Genomic DNA, 20,981 nt, shown 5'->3' on the forward strand with positions numbered 1-20,981 from the left:
ACCATCATGAAGAAACTCACACGCCCTCTGCTCGCCTCGCTGGCCGCCCTCGCCCTGGGCTACGCCCTGACCGCTTCGGCCGGCGAAGCCGAGATCCGCAAGAACCTGGCCGCGCGCATCCCGCAGTTCGCCAAGATCGACGAGATCACGAAGGCGCCGGTTCCGGGGCTCTATGAAGTGCGCATCAACGGCTTCGAGATCTTCTACACCGACGAGCAGGGCAACTACCTGCTGCAGGGCAATCTGATCGACGTCAAGGCACGGCGCAACCTCACCGAGGAACGCATCGAGAAGCTCAGCGAAGTGGCCTTCGACAAGCTGCCTTTCAAGGACGCCATCAAGATCGTGCGCGGCAACGGCAAGCGGCAGCTCGCGGTGTTCGCCGATCCGAACTGCGGCTACTGCAAGCAGTTCGAGCGCGACATGACGAAGGTCGACAACGTGACCATCCAGCTCTTCCTCTACCCGGTGCTGGGTCCCGATTCGGTGGTCAAGGCGCGCAACATCTGGTGCTCGAAGGACAAGGCCAAGGCCTGGAACGACTGGATGCAACGCGGCGTGGTGCCGGAGACCGGCGAGTGCGACACGGTCGCGCTGACGCGCAATCGCGAGTTCGGCCAGAAATACAACATTACCGGCACACCGACGCTGTTCTTCAGCGACGGCACGCGCGCACCGGGTGCGATTCCGGCGGCACAGGTCGAGAAACAACTCGCCGCGCTCAATTGATGGCCGCGCCGGCCGTCCATTACCGCGTCGAGTGCGCGGACCGCAGGGCGCACCTCTTCGGCGTCTCGCTCGTCGTCGACGAACCCGCGGCCCTGCAGCGGGTCGCGTTGCCGGTCTGGATCCCGGGCAGCTACCTCGTGCGCGAGTTCTCGAAGAACCTGCAGAACCTGCGCGCGACCCAGGGCCGCCGCAAGCTTGCCGTCCGGCAGCTCGACAAGTGCACCTGGGAAATCGAGTGCTCGCCGGGCAAGCCACTGGCGCTTCGCTACGAGGTGTGCGCCTACGACAACTCGGTGCGCACGGCGTGGCTCGACGAGGACCGCGGCTTCTTCAACGGCACCAGCCTTTGCCTGCAGGTCGAAGATCTGGCCGATTCGCCGCATCACATCGAGATCGTCGCCCCCGCGGCGCCGAAGGAAGGCCCGCGATGGTCCTGTGCCACTGCGCTGAAGGCGACGCACATCGACCGCCACGGCTTCGGCAAGTACGTGGCCTCCGGTTACGACGAACTGGCCGACAGCCCCGTCGAGATGGGCGCCTTCTGGAGCGGCGAATTCGAAGCCTGCGGCGTGCCGCACCGCTTCGTGGTCGCGGGTGCGCCGGCCTCCTTCGACGGCGACCGTCTGCTGGCCGATACGCGCACCGTCTGCGAGGCGCAGATGCGTTTCTGGCACGGTGACAAGGTCGGCAAGCGCCACGGGCCCAAGCCGCCGCACGACCGGTACGTCTTCATGCTCAATGCGGTGGACGACGGCTACGGCGGCCTCGAGCATCGCCATTCGACCGCGCTCATCTGCACGCGCCGCGACCTGCCGCAACAGGGCGCACGCAAGCAGCCGGACGGCTACACGACACTGCTCGGGCTGATCAGCCACGAGTACTTCCACACCTGGAACGTGAAGCGCCTGCGGCCGGCCGAGTTCGCGCGCCACGACTACAGCCGGGAGAACTACACGCGCCTTCTGTGGCTGTTCGAGGGCTTCACGAGCTACTACGACGACCTGCTGCTGCGCCGCGCGGGGCTTGTCGACGACGCGACCTACCTCAAGCTGCTCAACAAGACGGTCAACCAGGTGCTGCAGACGCCGGGCCGGCTCGTGCAGTCCGTCGCCGAGGCCAGCTTCGACGCCTGGGTCAAGTACTACCGGCAGGACGAGCAGACGCCCAACACGACGGTGAGCTACTACACCAAGGGCGCGCTGGTCGCGCTTTGCATCGACCTCACGCTGCGCGCCGAAGGCAAGGGCACGCTCGACGAGGTCATGCGCCTGCTCTGGAACCGCAGCGAAGGCGGTCCGATCGACGAGGCCGATTTCACCGCCGCGCTCGAAAAGGCGGGCGGCCGCTCTTTCTCGAAGGAGATCGCGCGCTGGGTCCATTCGACCGACGAGTTGCCCGTGGCCGATCTGCTGCGCGCCCACGGCGTCGCCACGCTCGACGATCCGGCGCAGCGCGCGCAGGAGCTCGGCCTTCGCGTGGCCGAATCGAACGGCGCCGTGCAGATCAAGGCGGTGCTTCGCGGCGGCGCGGCCGAGCAGGCCGGCTTCTCGGCCAACGACGAATGGATCGGCATCGAACTGCCGGCCGCCAGGGGCCGCCCTGCACAAGGCTGGCGGATTACGCGGCTCGACGATCTGGCGCTCTATCTCGGCCCGCTGAAGAATTTCACCGCGCTGGTCGCAAGGGACCGGCGGCTGCTGCGGCTGCCGGTGGTCATGCCCGCCAGCGTGACGACGTGGCGCCTGTTCGCGCAGGATGCCGCAAAACTGGCGCGCTGGCTGAGCCGGATCTAGCGCGCCACGCCTGCGGCCCGATCAAGTCAGTTTCCAAAGACCAAGGAGATACGCATGAGCTACGAAACCATCGAAGTACGGGTCGAAGCCGAGAAGGTCGGCATCATCACGCTCAACCGCCCCAAGGCGCTCAATGCGCTCAACGACGCGCTGATGACCGAACTCGGCCAGGCGCTGAAGGCCTTCGACGCCGACGAGGCCATCGGCTGCATCATCGTCACCGGCAGCGAGAAGGCGTTCGCCGCCGGTGCCGACATCGCGGCGATGGCCAAGTACACCTTTCTCGATACGTTCAAGGGCGACTTCATCACCCGCAACTGGGAAACCATCCGCTCCATCCGCAAGCCGGTGATCGCCGCGGTCGCGGGCTTCGCGCTCGGCGGCGGCTGCGAGCTGGCGATGATGTGCGACTTCATCATCGCGGCCGACAATGCGAAGTTCGGCCAGCCCGAGATCAAGATCGGCGTGATCCCCGGCGCCGGCGGCACGCAGCGCCTGCCGCGCGCGGTCGGCAAGTCCAAGGCGATGGACATGGTCCTCACCGCCCGCATGATGGACGCCGCCGAAGCCGAGCGCGCCGGGCTGGTGAGCCGCGTCGTGCCGCTGGACAAGTTGATGGAAGAGACCCTGGGTGCCGCGCTCGTGATCGCGGGCTTCTCGCAGCTTTCGGTGATGGCGGCCAAGGAATCGGTCAACCGGGCTTTCGAAAGCGGCCTGTCGGACGGCGTGATGTTCGAGCGGCGCCTGTTCCACTCGCTCTTCGCCACCGCCGACCAGAAGGAAGGCATGGACGCCTTCCTGACCAAGCGGGCGCCGAACTTCAAGCACCAGTAGGCTCAGGGGCTGCGCGACGGCTCGCCCGACACGGGCTGTGGTTCCTGCACCGCATGCCCGAGCGCGTCTCTCAGCGCGGAGAGCGCGCCGGCCGAAGGCGCGCCCGTGGCCGACGGCGTGCGCCCCTCCCGCCAGCGCACCTGCGGCCCCGAGACTTCGAAGACCGCCAGCACCTCGGTGCCGCGTTCCAGCGTCACGCGCCACTCGGGCGTGCCCTTGAGGGGCCGAGGCCCCACCGCCGAAAGCGCGGCCGAGCCCAACAGTGCACTGATCTCGCGCGCCTCGGCGCGCGGCAGGCTGCGGCTTTCGCCGCCGCGCTTCGAGATCGTGATGCGGGTCCACTGCCCGAGCGCATCGAAGGTCGGCGGCTCGGTCTCGTCCGTGCGAACCGATGGTGAAGCCGCGGGACCTGCCGGCGGCGTGGGTCCGGCGGATGCGACTGCCTCGCGTGGCGGCGGCGGCGATGCCGCTGGCGACAGGGGTGGCGCAGCCGCCTGCGGCGCCTTCTGGCCCTTCGGCGGAGGCGATGGAGACTGCGCTGGCGCCGCAAGAGGTGCAGGCGGCGGCGCGGGCGTCGATGCCGGTTCCGGTTCCGGCGTCGCGAAAAAGCTCGGCGGCAGCAGCGGAATGGATGACGGATCGCTCGGCGGGGGCCGGGATGCCGAGGGCGGCGAAGTCGACTCTTCGGTCGCGGGCGAACCCAATGCCACCGGCGTCCTGTCGTCGGGCGGCGGCGCGGGCGCGGGAGCGGGTTCGCGCCGCCAGAGCATGACCGCCACGAAGGCGACCATCATGGCCGCCACGGCCACGGGCCAACGCCGCCTCGGTTTCCCGCGGCCCGCGCGTTCCTCGGCGAGGCGCTGCCACCAGGATTGCGCGGCGTGCTCCAGTTCGGCCTCGGCGTCCTCGGGATCGGGTTCGCCGATCGCGGCGTGCGCTTGTTTCAGGATCTCCTTGCGCACCCGCCAGTCGGGTATCGCGCCTTGGTCCGGCGCGTGGTCCAGCGCCCGCCACAGGCGCGGGTCGTGCAGATCATGGGAGCCAGCGTCTTCGGCACTCATGCGTGGCGCTCCAGAACGGCCAGATACCGCTCCATGCAGTCCCGCAGTGTCTCGAGGCCATGGCGCAGGCGGTCGCAGGCAGTGTCGGCGTCGACGCCCAGAGTACGGGCCACCACCTCGACCGTGAAGCCCTCCTCGTGATGCAGCAGGAAGGCCGCGCGCTGATCGTCGGACAGCTCGTCGAGGCAGGCCTGCAGCCGGCGTCCCGCCGCGCGCCAGAAGGCCAGCTCCCCCGCCGAAGGATGCGCGTCGGCCGGCCCCCGCGCAGCACGCCCAGGCCGAAGAGGTGCGCGGCCTCGATGCCATCGCCGTCCTCGTCGTGCGCGTAGAACACCGCTTCCCGGCCGCTCAGGCGGAGCTCCGCCATGGCCAGCTCGTGCGCGATGCTGTAAGCCCAGATGCGCCAGGTGCCTTCCTCGGGCGTGAACGTGTCGCGCGCGGAGATGATGCGTGCCCAGGTTCCCTGGAACACCTCGCCGACCTCGGCGGCGAGACGCACGCCGAGGAGACGCCGCACGAAGCGGAAGATTGCGCTCTCGTGGCGCGCGTACAGCACGTCGAATGCGGACGCATCGCCGCCGACGTAAGCCAGCATGAGCTGGTCGTCGGGGGTCGTCGCGTCGAGGCGATCGGGGATGGCGGCGGTCGCGGACATCGGCGGATTTTTTAGCGCACCTCGCGCGGCTGGCCGGCGTCCCGCGGCGAGGCCGGAAGTTAAGAAAACTTTGGCGTGGGGCCGAAGCCGGCTTTCCGAATGGTTATAATCCTGGGCTCGGCTCTTTAGCTCAGTCGGTTAGAGCGATGGAATCATAATCCACAGGTCCGCGGTTCGAGTCCGTGAAGAGCCACCAAGAACAGAAAAGCCCCGCAAGTCAATGACTTGCGGGGCTTTCCCTTTCATGCCGATCAGCGCGGCTGCCGCTGCGCGGCGCGACCGGCTATTCCTTGGCACGCCAGCCGCTGAGGAACTCGGCGGTCTTGTCGACCGGTTGCCAGGTCACGATCACGAGGTCCTTCTTTGTGGCGGCCACCGCGGTGGGCGCGGCCGACGTGTCCTCGCGGGCGTTGCTGCATCCGCCCAGGCACGCAGCCATCGCCAAGAAACCTGCCACGACGAACCAGGATGCTTTTCTCACGGTCTTGTCCTCGATGAGGCGGGCCTGACGGTTGGCCGATGCTGACGGGCGGACTGTAACCGATATGTAAACTCAAAGTACTAGCGAAACCCTGTTCATCCGCAAAAAAGTAATCCAATCGATTACAAATTGACCGGCGTCACGGGCTTGCCCGGCTGGGGCCGCTCGGCGCGCGACAGGATGCCTTCGAGCATGACGGGCAATTCGAACACCGCCCGGTTCTGCACCTTGCGCGTTGCCGACCTGTAGCGATCCAGATGCCGGATGAGTCCGGCGGCAGCCTCGTCGACCCGGGTAAAGCTGCTGCACACCATGCCCAGGCCGTGCTCCCGCACCCATTGGGTGTTGTAGCGCTCCTGGGGCAAGGTCCAGCGGTTGCGCACCACGATCACCGGCAGCCCCATATGAACCGCTTCGCTCAAGCTGCCGGGGCCAGGCTTGCCGATGAAGAAATCCGCCAGCGCCATGTAGCGGGGGACGTCGGGCGTAAAGCCCAGCACCAGCCGCGGCGCACGCGCCGGCAGTTCGCGCAGGGCGTCGGCGAGCTTCGTGTTGTGGCCGCAAGCCAGGATGAGCTGCGTATCGGGCAGGCGCTTCGCGATGCCGAGCATCGCCTTCGAGCCCTGCCCGCCGAAGAGCACGATGCCGGTCGGCCGATCGGGGTCGAGCCCGAGCCGGGCACGCTCCGCACGGCAATCCACCGGCTGCTCGTCGTAGAAGGACGCGCGAATGATCATCCCGGAACTGGCGTGAACCCGCTCCGGTGCGTGGCCGGCGGCGAGCGCTTGCTCCACCGCCTTGGCCGAGCCGCAGATCAGGTCCTGGTCCAGGCCCTCCTCGATCCAGAAATTCGGCGGATGGTCGGCCAGGTCGGTCAGCACCGTGACGTAGGGCACGCCCGGCAGCGTCGATGCGAGCGCCTCGCAGAGCGGCCGGTTGAAGTTCGGGATCAGGGACACGACCATGTCCGGCTCGGTCGCCAGCCAATGCTGCTGCAACTGCCGCACCAGCGTCGTGTGGCACCAGCGGATCATTCCCTGCAGCAGCTTGAGTTCCTGCGCGAGCCCGAGCGTCCATCCGCGTGCAAGGCGCTTGTTGTAGACATCCTCAGGGTCCATGCCGGTCAGCCGGCGAAAGCCGTCCTTGGGGTCGAGCACTTCGCGCAGGTTGACCAACCGCACCGTCCACGGCAGGCCGGCGCGCTGGATCGCCGATTCGAGCGCCAGCGCGGAGGCGCGATGGCCGCCGCCGGCGTTGAAGTACACGAGGTCGACTGTCCGCGTCGTCCTCATGCGTGTACTGGCTCCCGCCGCGAGGATGCGCGCCCGGCTTGCGTTGCGACGGGCATGTGGTCGGCCCAGTGCAGGATCTCGAGCGTTCCGTCCGCATGCTCCGCGAGCGCGGTCAGGCTCTCGACCCAGTCGCCGTCGTTGGCGTAGAGGATGCCGTCGATGTCGCGCAGCTCGGCGTGATGGATATGGCCGCACACCACGCCGTGCACGCCGCGCCGGCGCGCTTCGCGGGCCACCGCGTTCTCGAAGTCGCCGACATAGCTGACCGCGCGCTTGACCTTCAGCTTGAGGTACTTGGACAGCGACCAGTACGGCAAGCCCAACCGCGCCCGCAACGAGTTGAGATGGCGATTGAGCTTGAGGGTGAATTCGTAGAGGGAGTCGCCGACATGCGCCAGCCACTTCGCGCACTGGATCACGCCGTCGAACAGGTCGCCGTGCATGATCCAGAGCTTGCGGCCATCGGCGGTCTCGTGAATCCACTCATCGGCGACATCGATGCCACCGAAGTTGTGATGCAGGTACTTGCGCGCGAACTCGTCGTGGTTGCCTGGAACGAAGATCACGCGGGAGCCCTTGCGCGCCTTGCGCAACAGCTTCTGGATAACGTCGTTGTGCGCCTGCGGCCAGTACCAGTGACGCTTGAGCTGCCAGCCGTCGATGATGTCGCCGACCAGGAAGAGCGTCTCGCACTCGGTGTGCTTCAGGAAGTCGAGCAGCATCCGCGCCTGGCAGCCCGGCGTGCCCAGGTGCAGGTCCGAGATCCACAGGGTGCGAAAGCGCTGCACCGGCCGCGTGAAGTCAGCCTCCTCCGGCTCCGGAATCTGCGGCACACTTTCGCTCCATGCGCGAAGAAAAGCGTCATCTCTCTGCATGGCGCTGCACGTTCGCAGCCGCGCATGACGGGGTCATGGCAGCACGATGACGTGCTGACGACACCGCCATCGGGAGCAGGTTCTTGGGGCAAACCATGACGCGCCGATGGTCGCGAGGTCACCGCCCGGTCGGGACAATCGGCCTCATGCGCCCCGGCCAGATCATCGTTCTCGCAACGCCCGTCTTCTTCCTGCTGATCGGGATCGAATTCCTGGTCGGCCGCCGGCGCGCGAAGCTCGGGACCGGGCACGACACCTATCGCTTGCCCGACACGATCAACAGCCTCGGTCTCGGCATCCTGAGCCAGATCACCGCGGTCCTCACCGGGCTGCTGCGCATCGGCATCTACAGCGCATGCTGGTCGGCCCTCGCGCTCTTCCCGGACGAGCATTTCTGGATGCAGTGGTACGGGTGGCTGCTGGCGCTGGTCTTCTACGACCTCTGCTACTACTGGCTGCACCGCTTCGGTCACGAGAGCGCGGTGCTGTGGGCGGCGCACGTGGTGCATCACCAGAGCCAGCACTACAACCTCTCTACCGCGCTGCGGCAGACCTCGAGCGGCGCGCTGCTCGGGTGGATCTTCTACCTGCCGATGGCGATCGCGGGCGTGCCGCCGCTGGTCTTCGGCGTGGTCGCGCTCATCGACCTGCTCTACCAGTTCTGGGTGCACACCGAACAGATTGGAAAGCTCGGCTGGTTCGACCGCTGGTTCTGCTCGCCGTCAAATCACCGTGTGCATCACGCGGTGAACGACCGCTACATCGACCGCAACTACGGCGGCGTCCTCATCGTGTGGGACCGCATCTTCGGCACCTTCAGGGAAGAAGATGAACCCTGCGTCTACGGCACACGCAGCCCGCTGCGGAGCTGGGACCCGATCTGGGCCAACGCCGAGGTGTACTGGGCGCTCGCACGCGACAGCTGGCGCACGCGGCGATGGAGCGACAAGCTGCGCCTGTGGATCAAGCCGCCGGGCTGGCGGCCGGCGGACGTGGCGGCGATCGACCCGAAGCCGGCCTTCGACATCCGGCAGGTGCAGCGCTACGAGCCGCCGGCGTCCGGCGGCGTACGGGCTTTCGCGGCTATGCAATTCGTCGTGCTGCTGGCGGGCGCCGTCACCTTTCTGTGGTTTTCGGACACGCTGCCGCTCGCCACTTCCGCGGTATGGCTCGCGGCGCTGACCGCGGGGCTCTGGGCGACCGGCGCGGCACTGCAAGGCCGGCTGACGCTGACGGAGTTTCTCTTCATCGATGCGGCGGCGCTGGCGACGGCCAGCGGTGCGCTGGGTATCGGAGCGCTGCATGTGGTGTTCAAGCCGCTCGCGCTCGCGGTGCTCATCGGCTTTGCAGCGACGCGCCATCGCGCGCCCGAGGTGCCACGCCGCTTAGCGCGACTGCTGATTGCCGGACTCGCCGCCTCGCTGGCCGGCGACGTGCTGCTCATGTGGCCGCAGTTGTTCGTGCCGGGGCTCGTGTGCTTCCTGCTCGCGCATCTGGCCTACATCGGGCTGTTCGCGCAAGGGGTCGGGCTGTTTCCGCGGCCGAACGCGCTTGCCGCGACGCTCGGCATTGGCGCGGTCATGTATGCGTTTCTGTGGTGGAGCGGCCTGCCGGCAGGCCTGCGGATTCCGGTCGGCATCTATGTGGTCGTGATCGCCTGCATGGCCGCGCAGGCCCTGGGGCGCGCAGCGGTCGTGGGTGATTCAGCAGCACGGAAGGTCGCCGCCGGCGCCTGCTTCTTCATGCTGAGCGACGCGCTGCTGGCGACCAACCGCTTCGCCCTGCCGCTGCCGGTGGCGTCGCTGTGGGTGCTGGCGACCTACTACGCGGCGCAGTGGCTGATCGCGGCCCATGTGCGGCCGGCCGGCGAACCGGCGCCGGCTCAGTTCCCGAACATGTCGCCGTCACGCTGAGGCGCGGCAACGCCAAGGTGCCGGTACGCGGCGAGCGTCGCGGTGCGCCCGCGCGGCGTGCGCTGCAGGTAGCCCTGCTGGATCAGATACGGCTCGATCACGTCCTCGATCGTGCCGGCCTCCTCGCCGATGCTCGCCGCGATGTTGTCGAGGCCGACCGGGCCGCCGTCGAAGCGGTGGATGACGGCTTCGAGCAGCTTGCGGTCCATCAGGTCGAAGCCCTGCGGATCGACGTCGAGCATCGCCAGCGCCTTGTGCGCGACATCGGCCGTGATGCGGCCGTCGCTCTTGACCTGCGCATAGTCGCGCACCCGGCGCAACAGCCGGTTGGCGATGCGCGGCGTGCCGCGCGAGCGGCGCGCGATCTCCAGGCCGCCGGCCTCGTCCGTCGGCACGCCGAGCAGGCCCGCGCTGCGATGGACGATGCGCGCCAGTTCCTCCGCCGTATAGAACTCGAGCCGAGCGACGATGCCGAAGCGATCGCGCAACGGATTGGTCAGCATGCCCGCACGGGTGGTCGCGCCGACGAGCGTGAACGGCTGCAGGTCGAGCTTGATGCTTCGCGCCGCGGGGCCCTCTCCGATCATGATGTCGATCTGGTAGTCCTCCAGCGCGGGGTAAAGGATTTCCTCGACCACCGGCGACAACCGGTGGATCTCGTCGATGAAGAGCACGTCGTTGCGCTCGAGGTTGGTGAGCAGCGCCGCGAGGTCCTTGGGCTTCTCGAGCACCGGGCCGGAGGTCTGCCGCAGGTTGACGCCGAGCTCGGCCGCGATGATGTGCGACAGCGTGGTCTTGCCGAGCCCGGGTGGACCGAAGAGCAGCACATGGTCCAGCGCCTCCTGGCGCTGGCGTGCCGCGCCGATGAAGATTTCGAGCTGTTCACGCACCTTCGCCTGGCCGACGTATTCGTCGAGCAGCTTGGGACGCAACGCGCGTTCGATCGCCTCTTCATTGGGCGAGGCGGGTGCGGCGGACACCACGCGCTGCGGCACCGGGGCGAAATCGTCGGTCTGGATGGTCATGGGCTTGCGGGCTGAGCGAGCAGTTTAGTCGGCCGACCTCAGCGGCGTGCCGTGCGGCAGAATGCGCCACCTTGAAGGGGGCGAGAACCTTGTCGATCACCACCCGCATGAATGACAAAGATCGCGCACTGTGCGCCGCCACGGCCGGCCTGTTGCGCGCCAGCGGGATGCTGGCCGCCTGGGGGTTGGCGCTCTCCTTCATCGCGGGGCTCGTGCTCGCGCTGACGGGCCGATCGCTGCCATCGGTCTCGTGGGCTGCGTATGCGGCGGTGGCGCTGGTCGGGCTGCCCGAACGCTACCTGGCGCTGCGCCTGCGGCTCGACGCGCTCACGTACGAGGCACTCGCGCAAGGCGCCATCGGCTCCCTGGCAAGCCTCGACGGCACCCTCGAACGGCTGGGACTGCGGCGCTCCGCCGATGCGTCGCGTCCGCTGGCCGACCGGGTCCTTCTCGCCCGCCAGCTGATGCAGCGGCACGGCATCGCGGTGGCCGTGCAGACCGTGATGTTCGCGCTGGCGCTCGCGATGCAGGACTGGCGTTGAAAGGTGTTGCCCCCACGCTCCTCACTGCGTGAGTCGCTGCCCCCCGAGGGGGCCGCTGGCCGCCTTGGGGCGGCCCGGCGCCGGCCTGAGCCGCCTACTTCGCCAGCGCCCGCAGTGCCAACTTGATCCCCTCGCCCACCGCCACATCCTGCGGCAGCGCCTTCAATGCCGCCGCGGCCTCCTTGTCGCTGTAGCCGAGCGCGACCAGCGCCTGGAGGATGTCCGCCTGGTTGTCGGTGGCCGCGTGCGCGGGCAGCGTGATCTCGGCGCCCAGCTTGCCCTTGAGCTCCAGCAGCAGCCGCTCCGCCGTCTTCTTGCCGATGCCCGGAATCTTGACCAGGCGGCCCGCCTCCTGCAACGTGATCGCCTGCGACAACTCGCTCACGCTCATGCCGCTGAGCACGCCCAGCGCGGTGCGCGGCCCCACGCCGGAGATCTTGATCAACTGCCGGAAGGCCGCGCGCTCCGCGGCGGTGCCGAAGCCGTAGAGGATCTGCGCATCCTCGCGCACCACGAAGTGCGTGAGCAGCGACACGCGCTCGCCCGCGGCCGGCAGGTTGTAGAAGGTGCTCATGGGCACGTCCACCTCGTAGCCGACACCATGGCAGTCCACCACGATCTGCGGCGGATTGCGTTCGGCCAGGATGCCGGTGAGTTTGCCTATCATTGGCGCCCCCCAGCCTCGCCCACAGCGTGTGGCTCGGACACCCCCAGGGGGCGACGCCTGCGGCCTGGCCGAGCCAGTTCCGCGGCGTCTCCCGAACGGGCTGCGCTGCGCTGGCCCTCGAATCTTTGGGCGCGCTCTTTTGGCAAGACATGAGGAATGAATGAAAGTGAGGATGGCGTGATTCTGCGACACACCTTCGCCCCGCCCAACAACACGCGCCTGGGGCATCTTTGCGGTCCGCTCGACGCGAACCTGCGGCGCATCGAAGAAGCGCTCAACGTCAAGATCGCGCACCGCCACGAGCAGTTCAAGGTCGACGGCGCCAAGGCGAATGCCGAGCGCGCCATGGACGTGCTGCAGGCGCTTTACGAAATCGCGCAGCGGCCCATCGATGCGGCCGTGGTCCAGCTCACCCTCGCCGGGGACGGCTCGATGACCGAGGACGAGGATGGCGCGGTCGTCCTCGCCACGCGCCGGGCCGATCTGCGCGCACGCACGCCGAACCAGAGCGTCTACCTGCACAACATCGCGAGCCACGACATCACGCTGGGCATCGGCCCCGCCGGCACCGGCAAGACCTACCTCGCCGTCGCGAGCGCGGTGGATGCGCTGGAACGCAGCGCGGTCCAGCGCATCGTGCTGACGCGCCCCGCGGTCGAGGCCGGCGAGCGGCTCGGCTTCCTGCCGGGCGACCTGACGCAGAAGGTCGATCCCTATCTTCGGCCGCTGTACGACGCGCTCTACGACCTGATGGGCTTCGACCGCGTGCAGAAGGCCTTCGAACGCAATGCACTCGAAATCGCACCGCTGGCCTTCATGCGCGGGCGCACGCTGAACAACGCCTTCGTGATCCTCGACGAGGCCCAGAACACCACGCCGGAGCAGATGAAGATGTTCCTCACGCGCATCGGCTTCGGCGCCAAGGCGGTAGTGACCGGCGACATCAGCCAGATCGACCTGCCGAAAGCGCAGCTCAGCGGCCTGATCGACGCCGAGCGCATCCTCAAGCGGGTCAACGGCATCGCGATCACGCACTTCACAAGCGCGGACGTGGTGCGCCATCCGCTGGTGGCGCGGATCATCGACGCCTACGACAGCGCCAAGAAGCGGAGCGCGTGAAATGAAGCTCACCCCCAGCCTCGCCCACTTCGTGTGGCTCGGACACCCCTCTCCGGGGGCAACCCCAGCGGCCCGGCAAAGCCGGTTCCGCGGGGTTTCTGGCCTCGGCTGCACCGGTTTCATGCGGCGCGGGTGGCGTGCAGCGCCATGGAGAACTGAGATGGCAGCACTGCCCGCACTTTCCCTGTCGCTCCAGTTCGGCCGCTTCAAGGGCGTGGAGCGCCATCGCGCTGCGTTGCCGCGGCACAGCGTCGCGCGCTGGGTTCGCCATGCGCTCGATGCCGACGGCGAGATCACGGTGCGCATCGTCGACGCAGACGAAGGCCAGCGGCTCAATCGCGAATTCCGGGGCAAGGACTATGCGACCAACGTGCTGACCTTCGACTATGCGGAGGCGCCGGTCGTGATGGCCGACCTCGTGCTGTGCGCGCCGGTCGTCGCCAAGGAAGCGAAGGAACAGCGCAAGACGCTCGCCGCGCACTACGCGCACCTGCTGGTGCACGGCACGCTTCACGCGCAGGGATGGGACCACGAGACCAGCGACGAGGACGCCGAGGCGATGGAGGCGCGCGAGATCGAGATCCTCGCCCGGCTCGGCATCAAGAATCCTTACTGACGGCGCGCGCCGCCGCAGCACTCAGGGCGTCATCTGCAGCGGAATGGTCACCGGACCATCGTTGACCAGATGCACCTTCATGTCGGCACCGAACTCGCCGGTCGCGACTACCGCATGCGCCGCCCGGGCCTTCGAAACGAAGTGCTCGTAAAGCCGACGGCCTTCATCGGGCGGGGCGGCCTGCGTGAAGCTCGGCCGATTGCCGGCGCTCGCATCGGCCGCGAGCGTGAACTGGCTCACGATCAGCAATCCCCCGGCCACGTCCTGGACGCTCAGGTTCATCTTTCCGGCATCGTCCGAGAAGATGCGCAGCTTCAGGATCTTGGCCAGCATGCGGTCGGCCTGCGCATCGGTATCGCCACGCTCGGCGCACAGCAGGACGAGCAAGCCCGTACCGATGGCACCGACGGTGCGGCCTTCGATGTCGACGCGCGCGCTGCTGACGCGCTGCAGGAGTGCTTTCATTTCGAGTGTTCCTTTTGAGTGGCACGCGCCTCCATCCCGAGCGGCAGCAGTTGGATGGTGACGCGCAGACCGGGCACGGCATCCATCAGCTCCTGCTCGAGCGTGGCGCGCAGGACGGACTGGGTCTTCGCATCCAGCGCCTCGTCCATCAGCCCCTGGGAAGATCGCCAGCCCACCCCTTCAGCACGATGGTGACGAGGGCGACCGCGATCGAGACGCGAAGCAGCGCCCGCGGGCTCAATGTGGAGAGCTTCGAGAAAGGTAGGAGGGTCGACAAGAACGAATCGAGTGAGCCAAAGTCTTCAAAAAGCCACTGAATTATCGCGATCCGCCCACCACTCCCCGAGTCGCCGGTACTACTCGCGTACTATTTACGTACCGAAAAGCCCCTGCAAATACTCTCGTGATCAAAAGCATCGCCCAGGTCCTATGCGGCCTTGTTCTCGTCTGTGCCAGCGCGAGCACACTGGCACAGACCACTCCAAGCCCCGCCAAAGCGCAACCCGAAGCGCGCGCGGGCGTCCTCAAGTCCGTGCGCGGGGACGTCCGCCTGCTTGCACCGGACGGATCGACGCGGACCGCCAAATCCGGCGACGTCGTCGCGCCCATCGACCGCATCGTGACCGGCGCCGACTCGGGCGCGAGCGTGGTTCTGCGCGACGGCACCAAGCTGGTCGTGGGCCCGGCCTCGCGGCTGGACCTCAAGGAGTTCCATTTCGATTCGACCACGCAGGACGGCGGCATGCTCGTCTCCTTGTTGCAGGGCTCCGCACGAATGGTCACCGGCCTGATCGGCAAGACGCATCCCGATGCGATCCGGGTCGAAACGCCCACCGCGGTCATCGGTATCCGCGGCACCGATTTCATCGTTCAAGCCGACCCGCAACCGTGACATTCCGTCGCCTCAGCTTCCTGGTCACGGGCCTGTTGACGGCGCTGGCCATCACGGCATGTTCTGCCCCTGGAACGCGCGTGGTGCTGCTGCCGCAGCCGGACGGCAAGCCGTCCGCCGTCATCGTCAGCACGGGGAGCGGCGAAGAGACGCTGTCCGAACCCTTTCAGCGTGCGACCACGAAGGCGCACGCCCGCGGGGCGCCGGTCGTCGACAAGGCCGACCCGACCCGCGTGGAGGCCGAGAACAAGACGCTCTTCGAGCTCATGCCGCCACCGTCGCAGCGCTTCACGGTCTACTTCGAGGCGAACGAAACAACGCTGACGCCGGCTTCGCAACGCGCGCTGAATGAAGCATTGGCGGCGGCGCAGGCACGCAGCGGCGGCGAGATTGTCGTGACCGGTCACACCGACACCGTCGGGACGGTCGCGCACAACGACGAACTCTCGAGCGTGCGCGCGGCACAGGTGCGACAGATCTTCGTGGACCGAGGCTTTCAGCCCCAGCGCGTCGAGGCCGTCGGCAGAGGTGAGCGCGAGCTGGCCATCCAGACGGGCGACGAGGTTCCGGAGCCCCGGAACCGCCGCGTGACCATCGAAGTGCGCTGACCCGGCGTCGGAAGGACGCCCCATCGCGTCCGGTCGGTCTCAGCTCAGATGGACGCGCGCGAACTTGCGCTTGCCGACCTGCACCACGTAGCTTCCGACGGGCAGCTTCAAGCCCTTGTCGCTGATCACGCTCGAGTCGACGCGCACGCCGCCGCCGTCGATGAGCCGGTTGCCTTCGGACGTCGAAGGCGCGAGGCCCGCCTGTTTGAGCAGCTGGGCGATGCCCAGCGGGGCACCGGACAAGCTCACTTCCGGAATCTCATCAGGCACACCGCCCTTGCTGCGGTTGATGAAATCCTGCTCGGCGGCATCGGCGAGCGCCGCGCTGTGGAAGCGCGCGGTGATCTCCTTGGCGAGCCCCACCTTGGCGTCCTTGGGATTGCGGCCGGCCTCAACCTCGGCCCTGAGCGCTTCGATCTCGGCGATCGACTTGAAACTCAGCAGCGTGTACCAGCGCCACATCAGCGTGTCCGAGATCGAGAGGACCTTGGCGAACATGGTGTTCGGGTCTTCGCTGATGCCGATGTAGTTGTTCTTGCTCTTCGACATCTTTTCGATGCCATCGAGACCTTCGAGCAGCGGCATAGTGAGTATGCACTGAGGCTCCTGGCCGTATTCCTGCTGAAGATGCCTGCCCATCAGCAGGTTGAACTTCTGATCGGTACCGCCGAGTTCGAGGTCGGACCGCAGCGCGACCGAGTCGTAGCCCTGCATCAGCGGATAGAGGAACTCATGCACGGAGATCGACTGGCCGGCCTTGAAGCGCTTGTTGAAATCCTCGCGCTCCATCATCCGAGCCACGGTGTACTTCGCCGCGAGCTGGATCATGCCGCGGGCGCCGAGCGGATCGCTCCACTCGGAGTTGTAGCGGATCTCGGTCCTCGCCGGATCGAGCACCAGGCTGGCCTGCCGGTAGTAAGTCTGGGCGTTGGCCTCGATCTGCTCGCGGGTCAGCGGCGGCCGCGTGGAATTGCGGCCGGAGGGATCGCCGATGGTGGTCGTGAAATCCCCGATCAGGAAGATCACCGTGTGTCCAAGATCCTGGAGCTGGCGCATCTTGTTGAGCACCACCGTGTGACCGATGTGGATATCCGGCGCGGTGGGGTCCAGGCCGAGCTTGATCCTGAGCGGCGTCCCCGTCGCCTCGGACCGCTGAAGCTTCCGGATCCACTCGTCCTGCGGAAGAAGCTCGTCGGTTCCACGAAGTGAAATTTCGAGCGCTTTTCCTACGCCTTCAGACAGACTTGGGGATGTAACAAAACCGGGTTTCATTGGGCTTTAGGGCGAGCGTTCATATGGCGAAAGTCATGCCACGGCTATACTCTGCCCGACTTTTTCAAGCGCCGAATTCTAAGCGGCGCTGCTCCCCGCACCGTCCTGCCGCCCGTTCGACACGGTCCCCGCAGCACGGTTTCGCACAACCTGAGCTGGAATTCGAAGTTTTGATCAACGGCATTCTTGCCGCCGAGGAGCTGATTGCTTCCCGCGTGGCCCACATTTTTCGGACGTATCCGAAGCAGATCACGGCTGCCGTTGCCGCGCTGCTCCTGTCCGCAGGCGGCGGCGCCTTTGCCGTCGCCTCACTCGGCCCCGATGCGGCCGACCTTCCCGTCAAGCAGGTGTTCGAAGCAGTGACCCCGCTGTCCTTCGCCGAACAGGTCGAGGCGCTCGACAACCACAGCTTTACCCTTTTCCGCAGCGAGATCACCCGGTCGAGCGACACGGCCGAGGCGCTCTTGCAGCGACTCGGTATCGCCGATCCCTCTGCGGCCGCCTTCGTGCGTGGCAATCAGGAAGCACGCAGCGCGCTTCTGAGCCGCGCCGGTCGGACCGTGACCGCCGAAGCCACGCCGGACAACACGCTGCAAAGGCTCAGCGCGCGCTGGATTCCGGACGGCGATGGCAACTTCAAGCGCGTCGTCGTCGAAAAGACGCCCGTGGGCTTTCGGACGAAGTCCGAAACCGACACCCTGACGCCGGGCACCCGCCTTGCGAGCGGCATTGTGCGCACCTCGCTGTTTGCGGCCACGGATGACGCCGGCATTCCCGACGCGGTCGCGAGCCAGCTGGCGGATGTCTTTTCCGGCGACGTCGACTTCCGGGCGCTGCGCAAGGGCGACCGCTTCGCCGTCGTCTACGAGACCTTCGATGGCGATGGGCAGACGCTGCGGACGGGTCGCGTCCTCTCCGCAGAATTCGAAAGCGGCGGCAAGCTGCATCAGGCGCTGTGGTTCCAGGAGCCGGGGAAAAAAGGCGGCTACTACCGACCGGACGGCGACAGCCTCCGCCGCGCCTATCTCTCCTCGCCAGTCCAGTTCTCCCGGGTGAGCAGCGGATTCGCGATGCGCCTGCACCCGATCCTGAACAGCTGGCGCCAGCATCACGGCATCGATTTCGCGGCGCCGACCGGAACGCCGGTCCGCGCCGTCGGCGACGGCACCGTGGAATTTGCCGGCATCCAGAGCGGCTACGGAAACATCGTGATCCTGAAGCACCGCAGCAATCAGGAAACCGCGTATGCGCACCTGAGCCGCATCGACGTCCGGGTCGGCCAGAGCGTGAGCCAGAGCCAGACCCTGGGTGCGGTCGGTTCGACCGGCTGGGCGACCGGGCCTCACCTCCACTTCGAATTCCGCGTGAATGGCGAGTATCGGGACCCGACCACGATTGCCCAGCAGGACGGCGGCACCCCGATCAGTGTTGCGTCGCGCCCCGCTTTCGAGCGGCTCGCAGCCGCAACACGCGCCGAGTTGTCCGCCGCCTTCTCGGTGGTTCAGGCGAGCGCGGACTGACGCGGGTCTCGTAGCGCCGGATCTGCTGGACCCGAAAGATGGCTGAACTCTTCATCGGCCTGATGTCGGGGACGTCGATGGATGGCGTCGATGGCGTGCTCGCCGACTTTTCGGGCGGACGCATTGCGGTCCAAGGCTACGTAGCGGCGCCGTTCCCTGCCGGGCTGCGTGCCGAGCTCATGGCACTCAACACCCCCGGAGACAACGAGCTGCATCGGGCGGCCCTGGCCGGCAACCGCCTCGCCAACACCTATGCGGGCGTGGCGCATCAACTGATTGCCGATGCCGGTCTGCCGCCCAGCGCCGTGACGGCGATCGGTGCGCACGGCCAGACCGTGCGGCACCGGCCCGGGGAGTTCGACGATGTCGGCTACACGCTGCAGATCAACAATCCCTCCCTCCTCGCCGAGCTGACCGGCATCCCGGTCGTCGCGGATTTCCGCAGCCGGGACGTGGCTGCCGGCGGGCAGGGGGCGCCGCTCGTTCCAGGCTTCCACCGGGCGCTGTTTGCGCGCGACGACCAGGGCGTCGCGGTGCTGAACATCGGCGGCATCTCCAATCTCAGCATCCTTCCGGCGGGTGAAGGCGCGGTGCTCGGCTTCGACTGCGGGCCGGGCAATGCACTGATCGACCACTGGTGCCAGACGCACATTGGCCAGCCCTACGACGTCGGTGGTCAATGGGCGGCGAGCGGCCGCGTGGTGCCCGAACTGTTGGCGCGACTTCTCGGTGACAGCTATTTCGCCAAGAGCCCGCCCAAGAGCACCGGCCGCGACCTGTTCAACCCGAACTGGCTGGCCGCACACCTGGGCACCGCCGAAGCCGACCCCGCCGACGTCCAAGCCACATTGACGGAACTGACGGCCGCCGTCTGCGCCGAACATCTGAAACGGTACGGTGCGGGCAGCCAACTGCTGATCGTGTGCGGCGGTGGCGCGCTCAACCACCACCTTCTCTCCCGGCTCCGCGCCCTGCTGCCGACGGTCGAAGTCGTGTCGTCCGTCGAACGCGGCCTGCCGCCGCAGGAAGTGGAAGCCGCCGCCTTCGCCTGGCTGGCGCGCGGTGCGCTGCGCGGCGAGCCCGGCAATCTCGCGAGCGTGACCGGCGCCCGCGGGCCGCGCGTCCTCGGCGCCGTCTACCCTGCGTGAGCGGGGGCGACAGCCACGCCCTCAGCCCTGGCCCGAGACTTCCGGCTGCGCCGGCTGGACCGCCCTCGCTTCCGGCGGCAAGTTCCAGAAGATCAATGCAGAAGCCAAGGTGATCAGCCCCATGCTGACAAACGTGGCTTCGAAGGCATGCAGTGTCGCCAGCGGCGTCGCGCTCCCGAAAATCCCGGTGTAGCCGGCCAGCACGGCGCTCGCCACCGCCACGCCCAGGCTCATCGCCAGCATCTGCACCATCGACAAGAGGCTGTTGCCGGCGCTGGCCATGCTGCTGTCCAGGTCCTTCAGCGTGATGGTGTTCATCGCGGTGAACTGCAGCGAGTTCACCGCGCCGAACATCACCAGTTGCACGATGTGCAAGGCGATCGGCTGCTCGGGCGTCGTCAATCCGAAACTGGCCATCGTCAAGCCGACGAGCGATGTGTTGATCACCAGAACCCGGCGATAGCCGTTGCGCTTGATCAAGGGCGTGGCGAAGCGCTTCATGCTCATGCCGGCAAGCGCGATGGGCAGCATCATCAGGCCGGCATGGAGCGGCGAGTAGCCCATCGAAACCTGCAGCAGCAAGGGAACCAGGAAAGGCATGCAGCCGCTTCCAAGCCGGCAAAAGAGATTGCCGAGCAAGCCGATGCTCAGCGTCGGGATGCCGAACAGCGCCGGCTCGAAGAGCGGATAAGGCCGCCTGACCGCATGCAGCCAGTACGCGGTGATGCTTGCAAAGCCGAACACGAGGACCACCATCACGCCAGCCTGGCGCAGGCCGAGCCCCGACACGCCATCGATCGCCAGCGAAATTGCGACCATCCCAAAGGCGAGCAGTGCGTATCCCACGCCGTCGAAGCGATGCTGCTGCGCCAAGCGCAGGTCCGGCATGATGCGCAACGTCGCAAGGCAGCCGATGAGTCCGACCGGCACGTTGATCAGGAAGATCCAATGCCACGAGGCGTACTGAACCAGCCATCCGCCGAGGGTCGGACCGAGCAGAGGTCCGACGAGCCCCGGTATGGCCACGAAGCTCATCGCGGCAAGGAACTCCGCGCGCGGCACCGAGCGCAGCAGTGCGAGGCGGCCCACCGGCAGCAGGAGCGCACCGCCGAGTCCCTGGATCACCCGCGCGGCCACCAGTTGCCCGATGCCGCGGGACAAGGCGCACAGCACCGATCCGGCGACGAACAGGACGATGGCGCAGAAGAAGACGCGGCGCGTACCGAAGCGGTCCGCCAGCCATCCGGAGGCCGGGATCAGCATCGCCATCGTCAAGGCGTAGGCGACGACCACGGACTGCATGCGCAGCGGGCTCTCGCCAAGGCTCGCCGCCATCGCCGGCAGGGCCGTGTTGATGATCGTCGCATCGAGCGTCTGCATGAAGAAGCCAATGGCCACGAGCCACAGCAGGCTCCTGCGCGGAGATTCGGTTGGCACCATGCGATCAGTTCGAAAAAGGGGCAGGCAGCAAAAA

The 20,981-nt window shown here is 67.3% G+C and carries 21 protein-coding genes, 1 tRNA gene and 2 pseudogenes; 12 read left to right on the forward strand and 12 right to left on the reverse strand.

All coding sequences use genetic code 11. The annotated features are described in order from the left end of the window. Positions 1-6: 6 nt before the first annotated feature. The 3 genes from ACQ858_RS18275 to ACQ858_RS18285 are packed head-to-tail and all read left to right on the forward strand — an operon-like array spanning position 7 to position 3,356. Positions 7-729 carry a DsbC family protein gene (locus ACQ858_RS18275; RefSeq protein WP_431274020.1) on the forward strand — a complete coding sequence of 241 codons (723 nt, stop codon included), beginning with the start codon at positions 7-9 and terminating at the stop codon, positions 727-729. Continuing rightward, a complete protein-coding gene (locus ACQ858_RS18280; RefSeq protein WP_431274021.1) occupies positions 729-2,522 on the forward strand; it encodes a M61 family metallopeptidase in 1,794 nt (597 codons plus the stop codon). Before ACQ858_RS18275 ends, ACQ858_RS18280 begins: the two co-directional genes overlap by 1 nt. Positions 2,523-2,576: 54 nt before the next feature. Next, positions 2,577-3,356, forward strand: a complete 780-nt coding sequence (locus ACQ858_RS18285; protein ID WP_431274022.1) for an enoyl-CoA hydratase — start codon at positions 2,577-2,579, stop codon at positions 3,354-3,356. Positions 3,357-3,358: 2 nt separating this feature from the next. Here the strand turns inward: ACQ858_RS18285 and ACQ858_RS18290 are convergent, their stop codons facing one another. The 3 genes and pseudogenes from ACQ858_RS18290 to ACQ858_RS18300 form a co-directional block, all read right to left on the reverse strand. Beyond that, positions 3,359-4,417: a hypothetical protein gene (locus tag ACQ858_RS18290; RefSeq protein ID WP_431274023.1), complete on the reverse strand. Its 1,059-nt coding sequence runs from the start codon at positions 4,415-4,417 to the stop codon at positions 3,359-3,361. Continuing rightward, entirely contained in the window at positions 4,414-4,875 is a 462-nt protein-coding gene (locus ACQ858_RS18295; RefSeq protein WP_431276894.1) for an RNA polymerase sigma factor, read from the reverse strand. Before ACQ858_RS18295 ends, ACQ858_RS18290 begins: the two co-directional genes overlap by 4 nt. Beyond that, a pseudogene (locus tag ACQ858_RS18300) lies at positions 4,827-5,072 on the reverse strand (sigma-70 family RNA polymerase sigma factor); the annotation flags it as partial. The pseudogene ACQ858_RS18300 and the gene ACQ858_RS18295, both read right to left, overlap by 49 nt. Positions 5,073-5,191: 119 nt before the next feature. Here ACQ858_RS18300 and ACQ858_RS18305 point away from each other — a divergent pair. Then, positions 5,192-5,268, forward strand: a tRNA-Met gene (locus ACQ858_RS18305). An 87-nt stretch (positions 5,269-5,355) separates the two neighbouring features. Here the strand turns inward: ACQ858_RS18305 and ACQ858_RS18310 are convergent. The 3 genes from ACQ858_RS18310 to ACQ858_RS18320 all read right to left on the reverse strand — a co-directional run bounded on the left by ACQ858_RS18310 (position 5,356) and on the right by ACQ858_RS18320 (position 7,720). After that, entirely contained in the window at positions 5,356-5,553 is a 198-nt protein-coding gene (locus tag ACQ858_RS18310; protein WP_431274024.1) for a hypothetical protein, read from the reverse strand. A gap of 122 nt (positions 5,554-5,675) precedes the next feature. Then, positions 5,676-6,845, reverse strand: a complete 1,170-nt coding sequence (locus ACQ858_RS18315; RefSeq protein WP_431274025.1) for a glycosyltransferase — start codon at positions 6,843-6,845, stop codon at positions 5,676-5,678. After that, positions 6,842-7,720 (reverse strand): UDP-2,3-diacylglucosamine diphosphatase, encoded by an 879-nt coding sequence (locus tag ACQ858_RS18320; RefSeq protein ID WP_431274026.1) that lies wholly within the window; start codon positions 7,718-7,720, stop codon positions 6,842-6,844. The genes ACQ858_RS18315 and ACQ858_RS18320 overlap by 4 nt, the downstream gene beginning before the upstream one ends. Positions 7,721-7,866: 146 nt before the next feature. On the opposite strand from ACQ858_RS18320, the gene ACQ858_RS18325 reads away from it, so the two are divergent. Further along, positions 7,867-9,633: a lysoplasmalogenase family protein gene (locus tag ACQ858_RS18325; protein WP_431274027.1), complete on the forward strand. Its 1,767-nt coding sequence runs from the start codon at positions 7,867-7,869 to the stop codon at positions 9,631-9,633. On the opposite strand, the gene ruvB is transcribed toward ACQ858_RS18325, so the two are convergent. Next, positions 9,603-10,658 (reverse strand): Holliday junction branch migration DNA helicase RuvB, encoded by a 1,056-nt coding sequence (ruvB, locus tag ACQ858_RS18330; RefSeq protein WP_431274028.1) that lies wholly within the window; start codon positions 10,656-10,658, stop codon positions 9,603-9,605. The two genes, ACQ858_RS18325 and ruvB, sit on opposite strands and share 31 nt — an antisense overlap. Positions 10,659-10,765: 107 nt before the next feature. Between ruvB and ACQ858_RS18335 the strand changes: the two genes are divergently transcribed. Next, complete coding sequence (locus tag ACQ858_RS18335) at positions 10,766-11,200, forward strand: hypothetical protein (protein WP_431274029.1); 435 nt, start codon at positions 10,766-10,768, stop codon at positions 11,198-11,200. Positions 11,201-11,294: 94 nt separating this feature from the next. Here ACQ858_RS18335 and ruvA read toward each other — a convergent pair whose 3' ends face one another. Then, positions 11,295-11,867, reverse strand: a complete 573-nt coding sequence (gene ruvA, locus ACQ858_RS18340; RefSeq protein ID WP_431274030.1) for a Holliday junction branch migration protein RuvA — start codon at positions 11,865-11,867, stop codon at positions 11,295-11,297. 177 nt (positions 11,868-12,044) lie between these two features. Between ruvA and ACQ858_RS18345 the strand changes: the two genes are divergently transcribed. Next, positions 12,045-12,986, forward strand: a complete 942-nt coding sequence (locus ACQ858_RS18345) for a PhoH family protein (protein WP_431276895.1) — start codon at positions 12,045-12,047, stop codon at positions 12,984-12,986. Between the two features lie 160 nt (positions 12,987-13,146). Further along, positions 13,147-13,602 carry an rRNA maturation RNase YbeY gene (ybeY, locus tag ACQ858_RS18350; protein WP_431274031.1) on the forward strand — a complete coding sequence of 152 codons (456 nt, stop codon included), beginning with the start codon at positions 13,147-13,149 and terminating at the stop codon, positions 13,600-13,602. A 21-nt stretch (positions 13,603-13,623) separates the two neighbouring features. On the opposite strand, the gene dtd is transcribed toward ybeY, so the two are convergent. Together dtd and ACQ858_RS18360 are read right to left on the reverse strand one after the other, a co-directional pair. Continuing rightward, complete coding sequence (gene dtd, locus ACQ858_RS18355) at positions 13,624-14,067, reverse strand: D-aminoacyl-tRNA deacylase (protein WP_431274032.1); 444 nt, start codon at positions 14,065-14,067, stop codon at positions 13,624-13,626. After that, positions 14,064-14,237, reverse strand: a pseudogene (locus tag ACQ858_RS18360) (cation diffusion facilitator family transporter); the annotation flags it as partial. The pseudogene ACQ858_RS18360 and the gene dtd, both read right to left, overlap by 4 nt. A 233-nt stretch (positions 14,238-14,470) precedes the next feature. On the opposite strand from ACQ858_RS18360, the gene ACQ858_RS18365 reads away from it, so the two are divergent. Next, positions 14,471-14,959, forward strand: a complete 489-nt coding sequence (locus ACQ858_RS18365; RefSeq protein WP_431274033.1) for a FecR family protein — start codon at positions 14,471-14,473, stop codon at positions 14,957-14,959. Next, positions 14,956-15,567 (forward strand): OmpA family protein, encoded by a 612-nt coding sequence (locus ACQ858_RS18370; RefSeq protein ID WP_431274034.1) that lies wholly within the window; start codon positions 14,956-14,958, stop codon positions 15,565-15,567. Before ACQ858_RS18365 ends, ACQ858_RS18370 begins: the two co-directional genes overlap by 4 nt. Positions 15,568-15,606: 39 nt before the next feature. Here the strand turns inward: ACQ858_RS18370 and tyrS are convergent, their stop codons facing one another. Beyond that, entirely contained in the window at positions 15,607-16,839 is a 1,233-nt protein-coding gene (gene tyrS, locus ACQ858_RS18375) for a tyrosine--tRNA ligase (RefSeq protein ID WP_431274035.1), read from the reverse strand. Between the two features lie 170 nt (positions 16,840-17,009). Here tyrS and ACQ858_RS18380 point away from each other — a divergent pair, with 170 nt between their 5' ends. Together ACQ858_RS18380 and ACQ858_RS18385 are read left to right on the forward strand one after the other, a co-directional pair. After that, entirely contained in the window at positions 17,010-18,359 is a 1,350-nt protein-coding gene (locus ACQ858_RS18380; RefSeq protein WP_431274036.1) for a peptidoglycan DD-metalloendopeptidase family protein, read from the forward strand. 38 nt (positions 18,360-18,397) lie between these two features. Next, on the forward strand, positions 18,398-19,507 hold the full coding sequence (locus ACQ858_RS18385; protein WP_431274037.1) for an anhydro-N-acetylmuramic acid kinase: 1,110 nt from the start codon (positions 18,398-18,400) through the stop codon (positions 19,505-19,507). A 21-nt stretch (positions 19,508-19,528) separates the two neighbouring features. Here ACQ858_RS18385 and mdtD read toward each other — a convergent pair whose 3' ends face one another. Beyond that, the gene (gene mdtD / locus ACQ858_RS18390; RefSeq protein WP_431274038.1) at positions 19,529-20,947 is read right to left on the reverse strand and encodes a multidrug transporter subunit MdtD; all 1,419 of its coding nucleotides are present in this window, start codon (positions 20,945-20,947) and stop codon (positions 19,529-19,531) included. Positions 20,948-20,981 lie beyond the last annotated feature (34 nt).

Source organism: Variovorax ureilyticus, from assembly GCF_050632185.1.
Lineage (GTDB): Bacteria > Pseudomonadota > Gammaproteobacteria > Burkholderiales > Burkholderiaceae_C > Variovorax > Variovorax ureilyticus_A.

Coding starts and splice junctions, on each gene's coding strand:
- ACQ858_RS18275 (WP_431274020.1), top strand. CDS start 7: ATGAAGAAACTCACACGCCCTCTGCTCGCCTCGCTGGCCGCCCTCGCC.
- ACQ858_RS18280 (WP_431274021.1), top strand. CDS start 729: ATGGCCGCGCCGGCCGTCCATTACCGCGTCGAGTGCGCGGACCGCAGG.
- ACQ858_RS18285 (WP_431274022.1), top strand. CDS start 2,577: ATGAGCTACGAAACCATCGAAGTACGGGTCGAAGCCGAGAAGGTCGGC.
- ACQ858_RS18290 (WP_431274023.1), bottom strand. CDS start 4,417: ATGAGTGCCGAAGACGCTGGCTCCCATGATCTGCACGACCCGCGCCTG.
- ACQ858_RS18315 (WP_431274025.1), bottom strand. CDS start 6,845: ATGAGGACGACGCGGACAGTCGACCTCGTGTACTTCAACGCCGGCGGC.
- ACQ858_RS18320 (WP_431274026.1), bottom strand. CDS start 7,720: ATGCAGAGAGATGACGCTTTTCTTCGCGCATGGAGCGAAAGTGTGCCG.
- ACQ858_RS18325 (WP_431274027.1), top strand. CDS start 7,867: ATGCGCCCCGGCCAGATCATCGTTCTCGCAACGCCCGTCTTCTTCCTG.
- ruvB (WP_431274028.1), bottom strand. CDS start 10,658: ATGACCATCCAGACCGACGATTTCGCCCCGGTGCCGCAGCGCGTGGTG.
- ACQ858_RS18335 (WP_431274029.1), top strand. CDS start 10,766: ATGAATGACAAAGATCGCGCACTGTGCGCCGCCACGGCCGGCCTGTTG.
- ruvA (WP_431274030.1), bottom strand. CDS start 11,867: ATGATAGGCAAACTCACCGGCATCCTGGCCGAACGCAATCCGCCGCAG.
- ybeY (WP_431274031.1), top strand. CDS start 13,147: ATGGCAGCACTGCCCGCACTTTCCCTGTCGCTCCAGTTCGGCCGCTTC.
- dtd (WP_431274032.1), bottom strand. CDS start 14,067: ATGAAAGCACTCCTGCAGCGCGTCAGCAGCGCGCGCGTCGACATCGAA.
- tyrS (WP_431274035.1), bottom strand. CDS start 16,839: ATGAAACCCGGTTTTGTTACATCCCCAAGTCTGTCTGAAGGCGTAGGA.
- ACQ858_RS18385 (WP_431274037.1), top strand. CDS start 18,398: ATGGCTGAACTCTTCATCGGCCTGATGTCGGGGACGTCGATGGATGGC.
- mdtD (WP_431274038.1), bottom strand. CDS start 20,947: ATGGTGCCAACCGAATCTCCGCGCAGGAGCCTGCTGTGGCTCGTGGCC.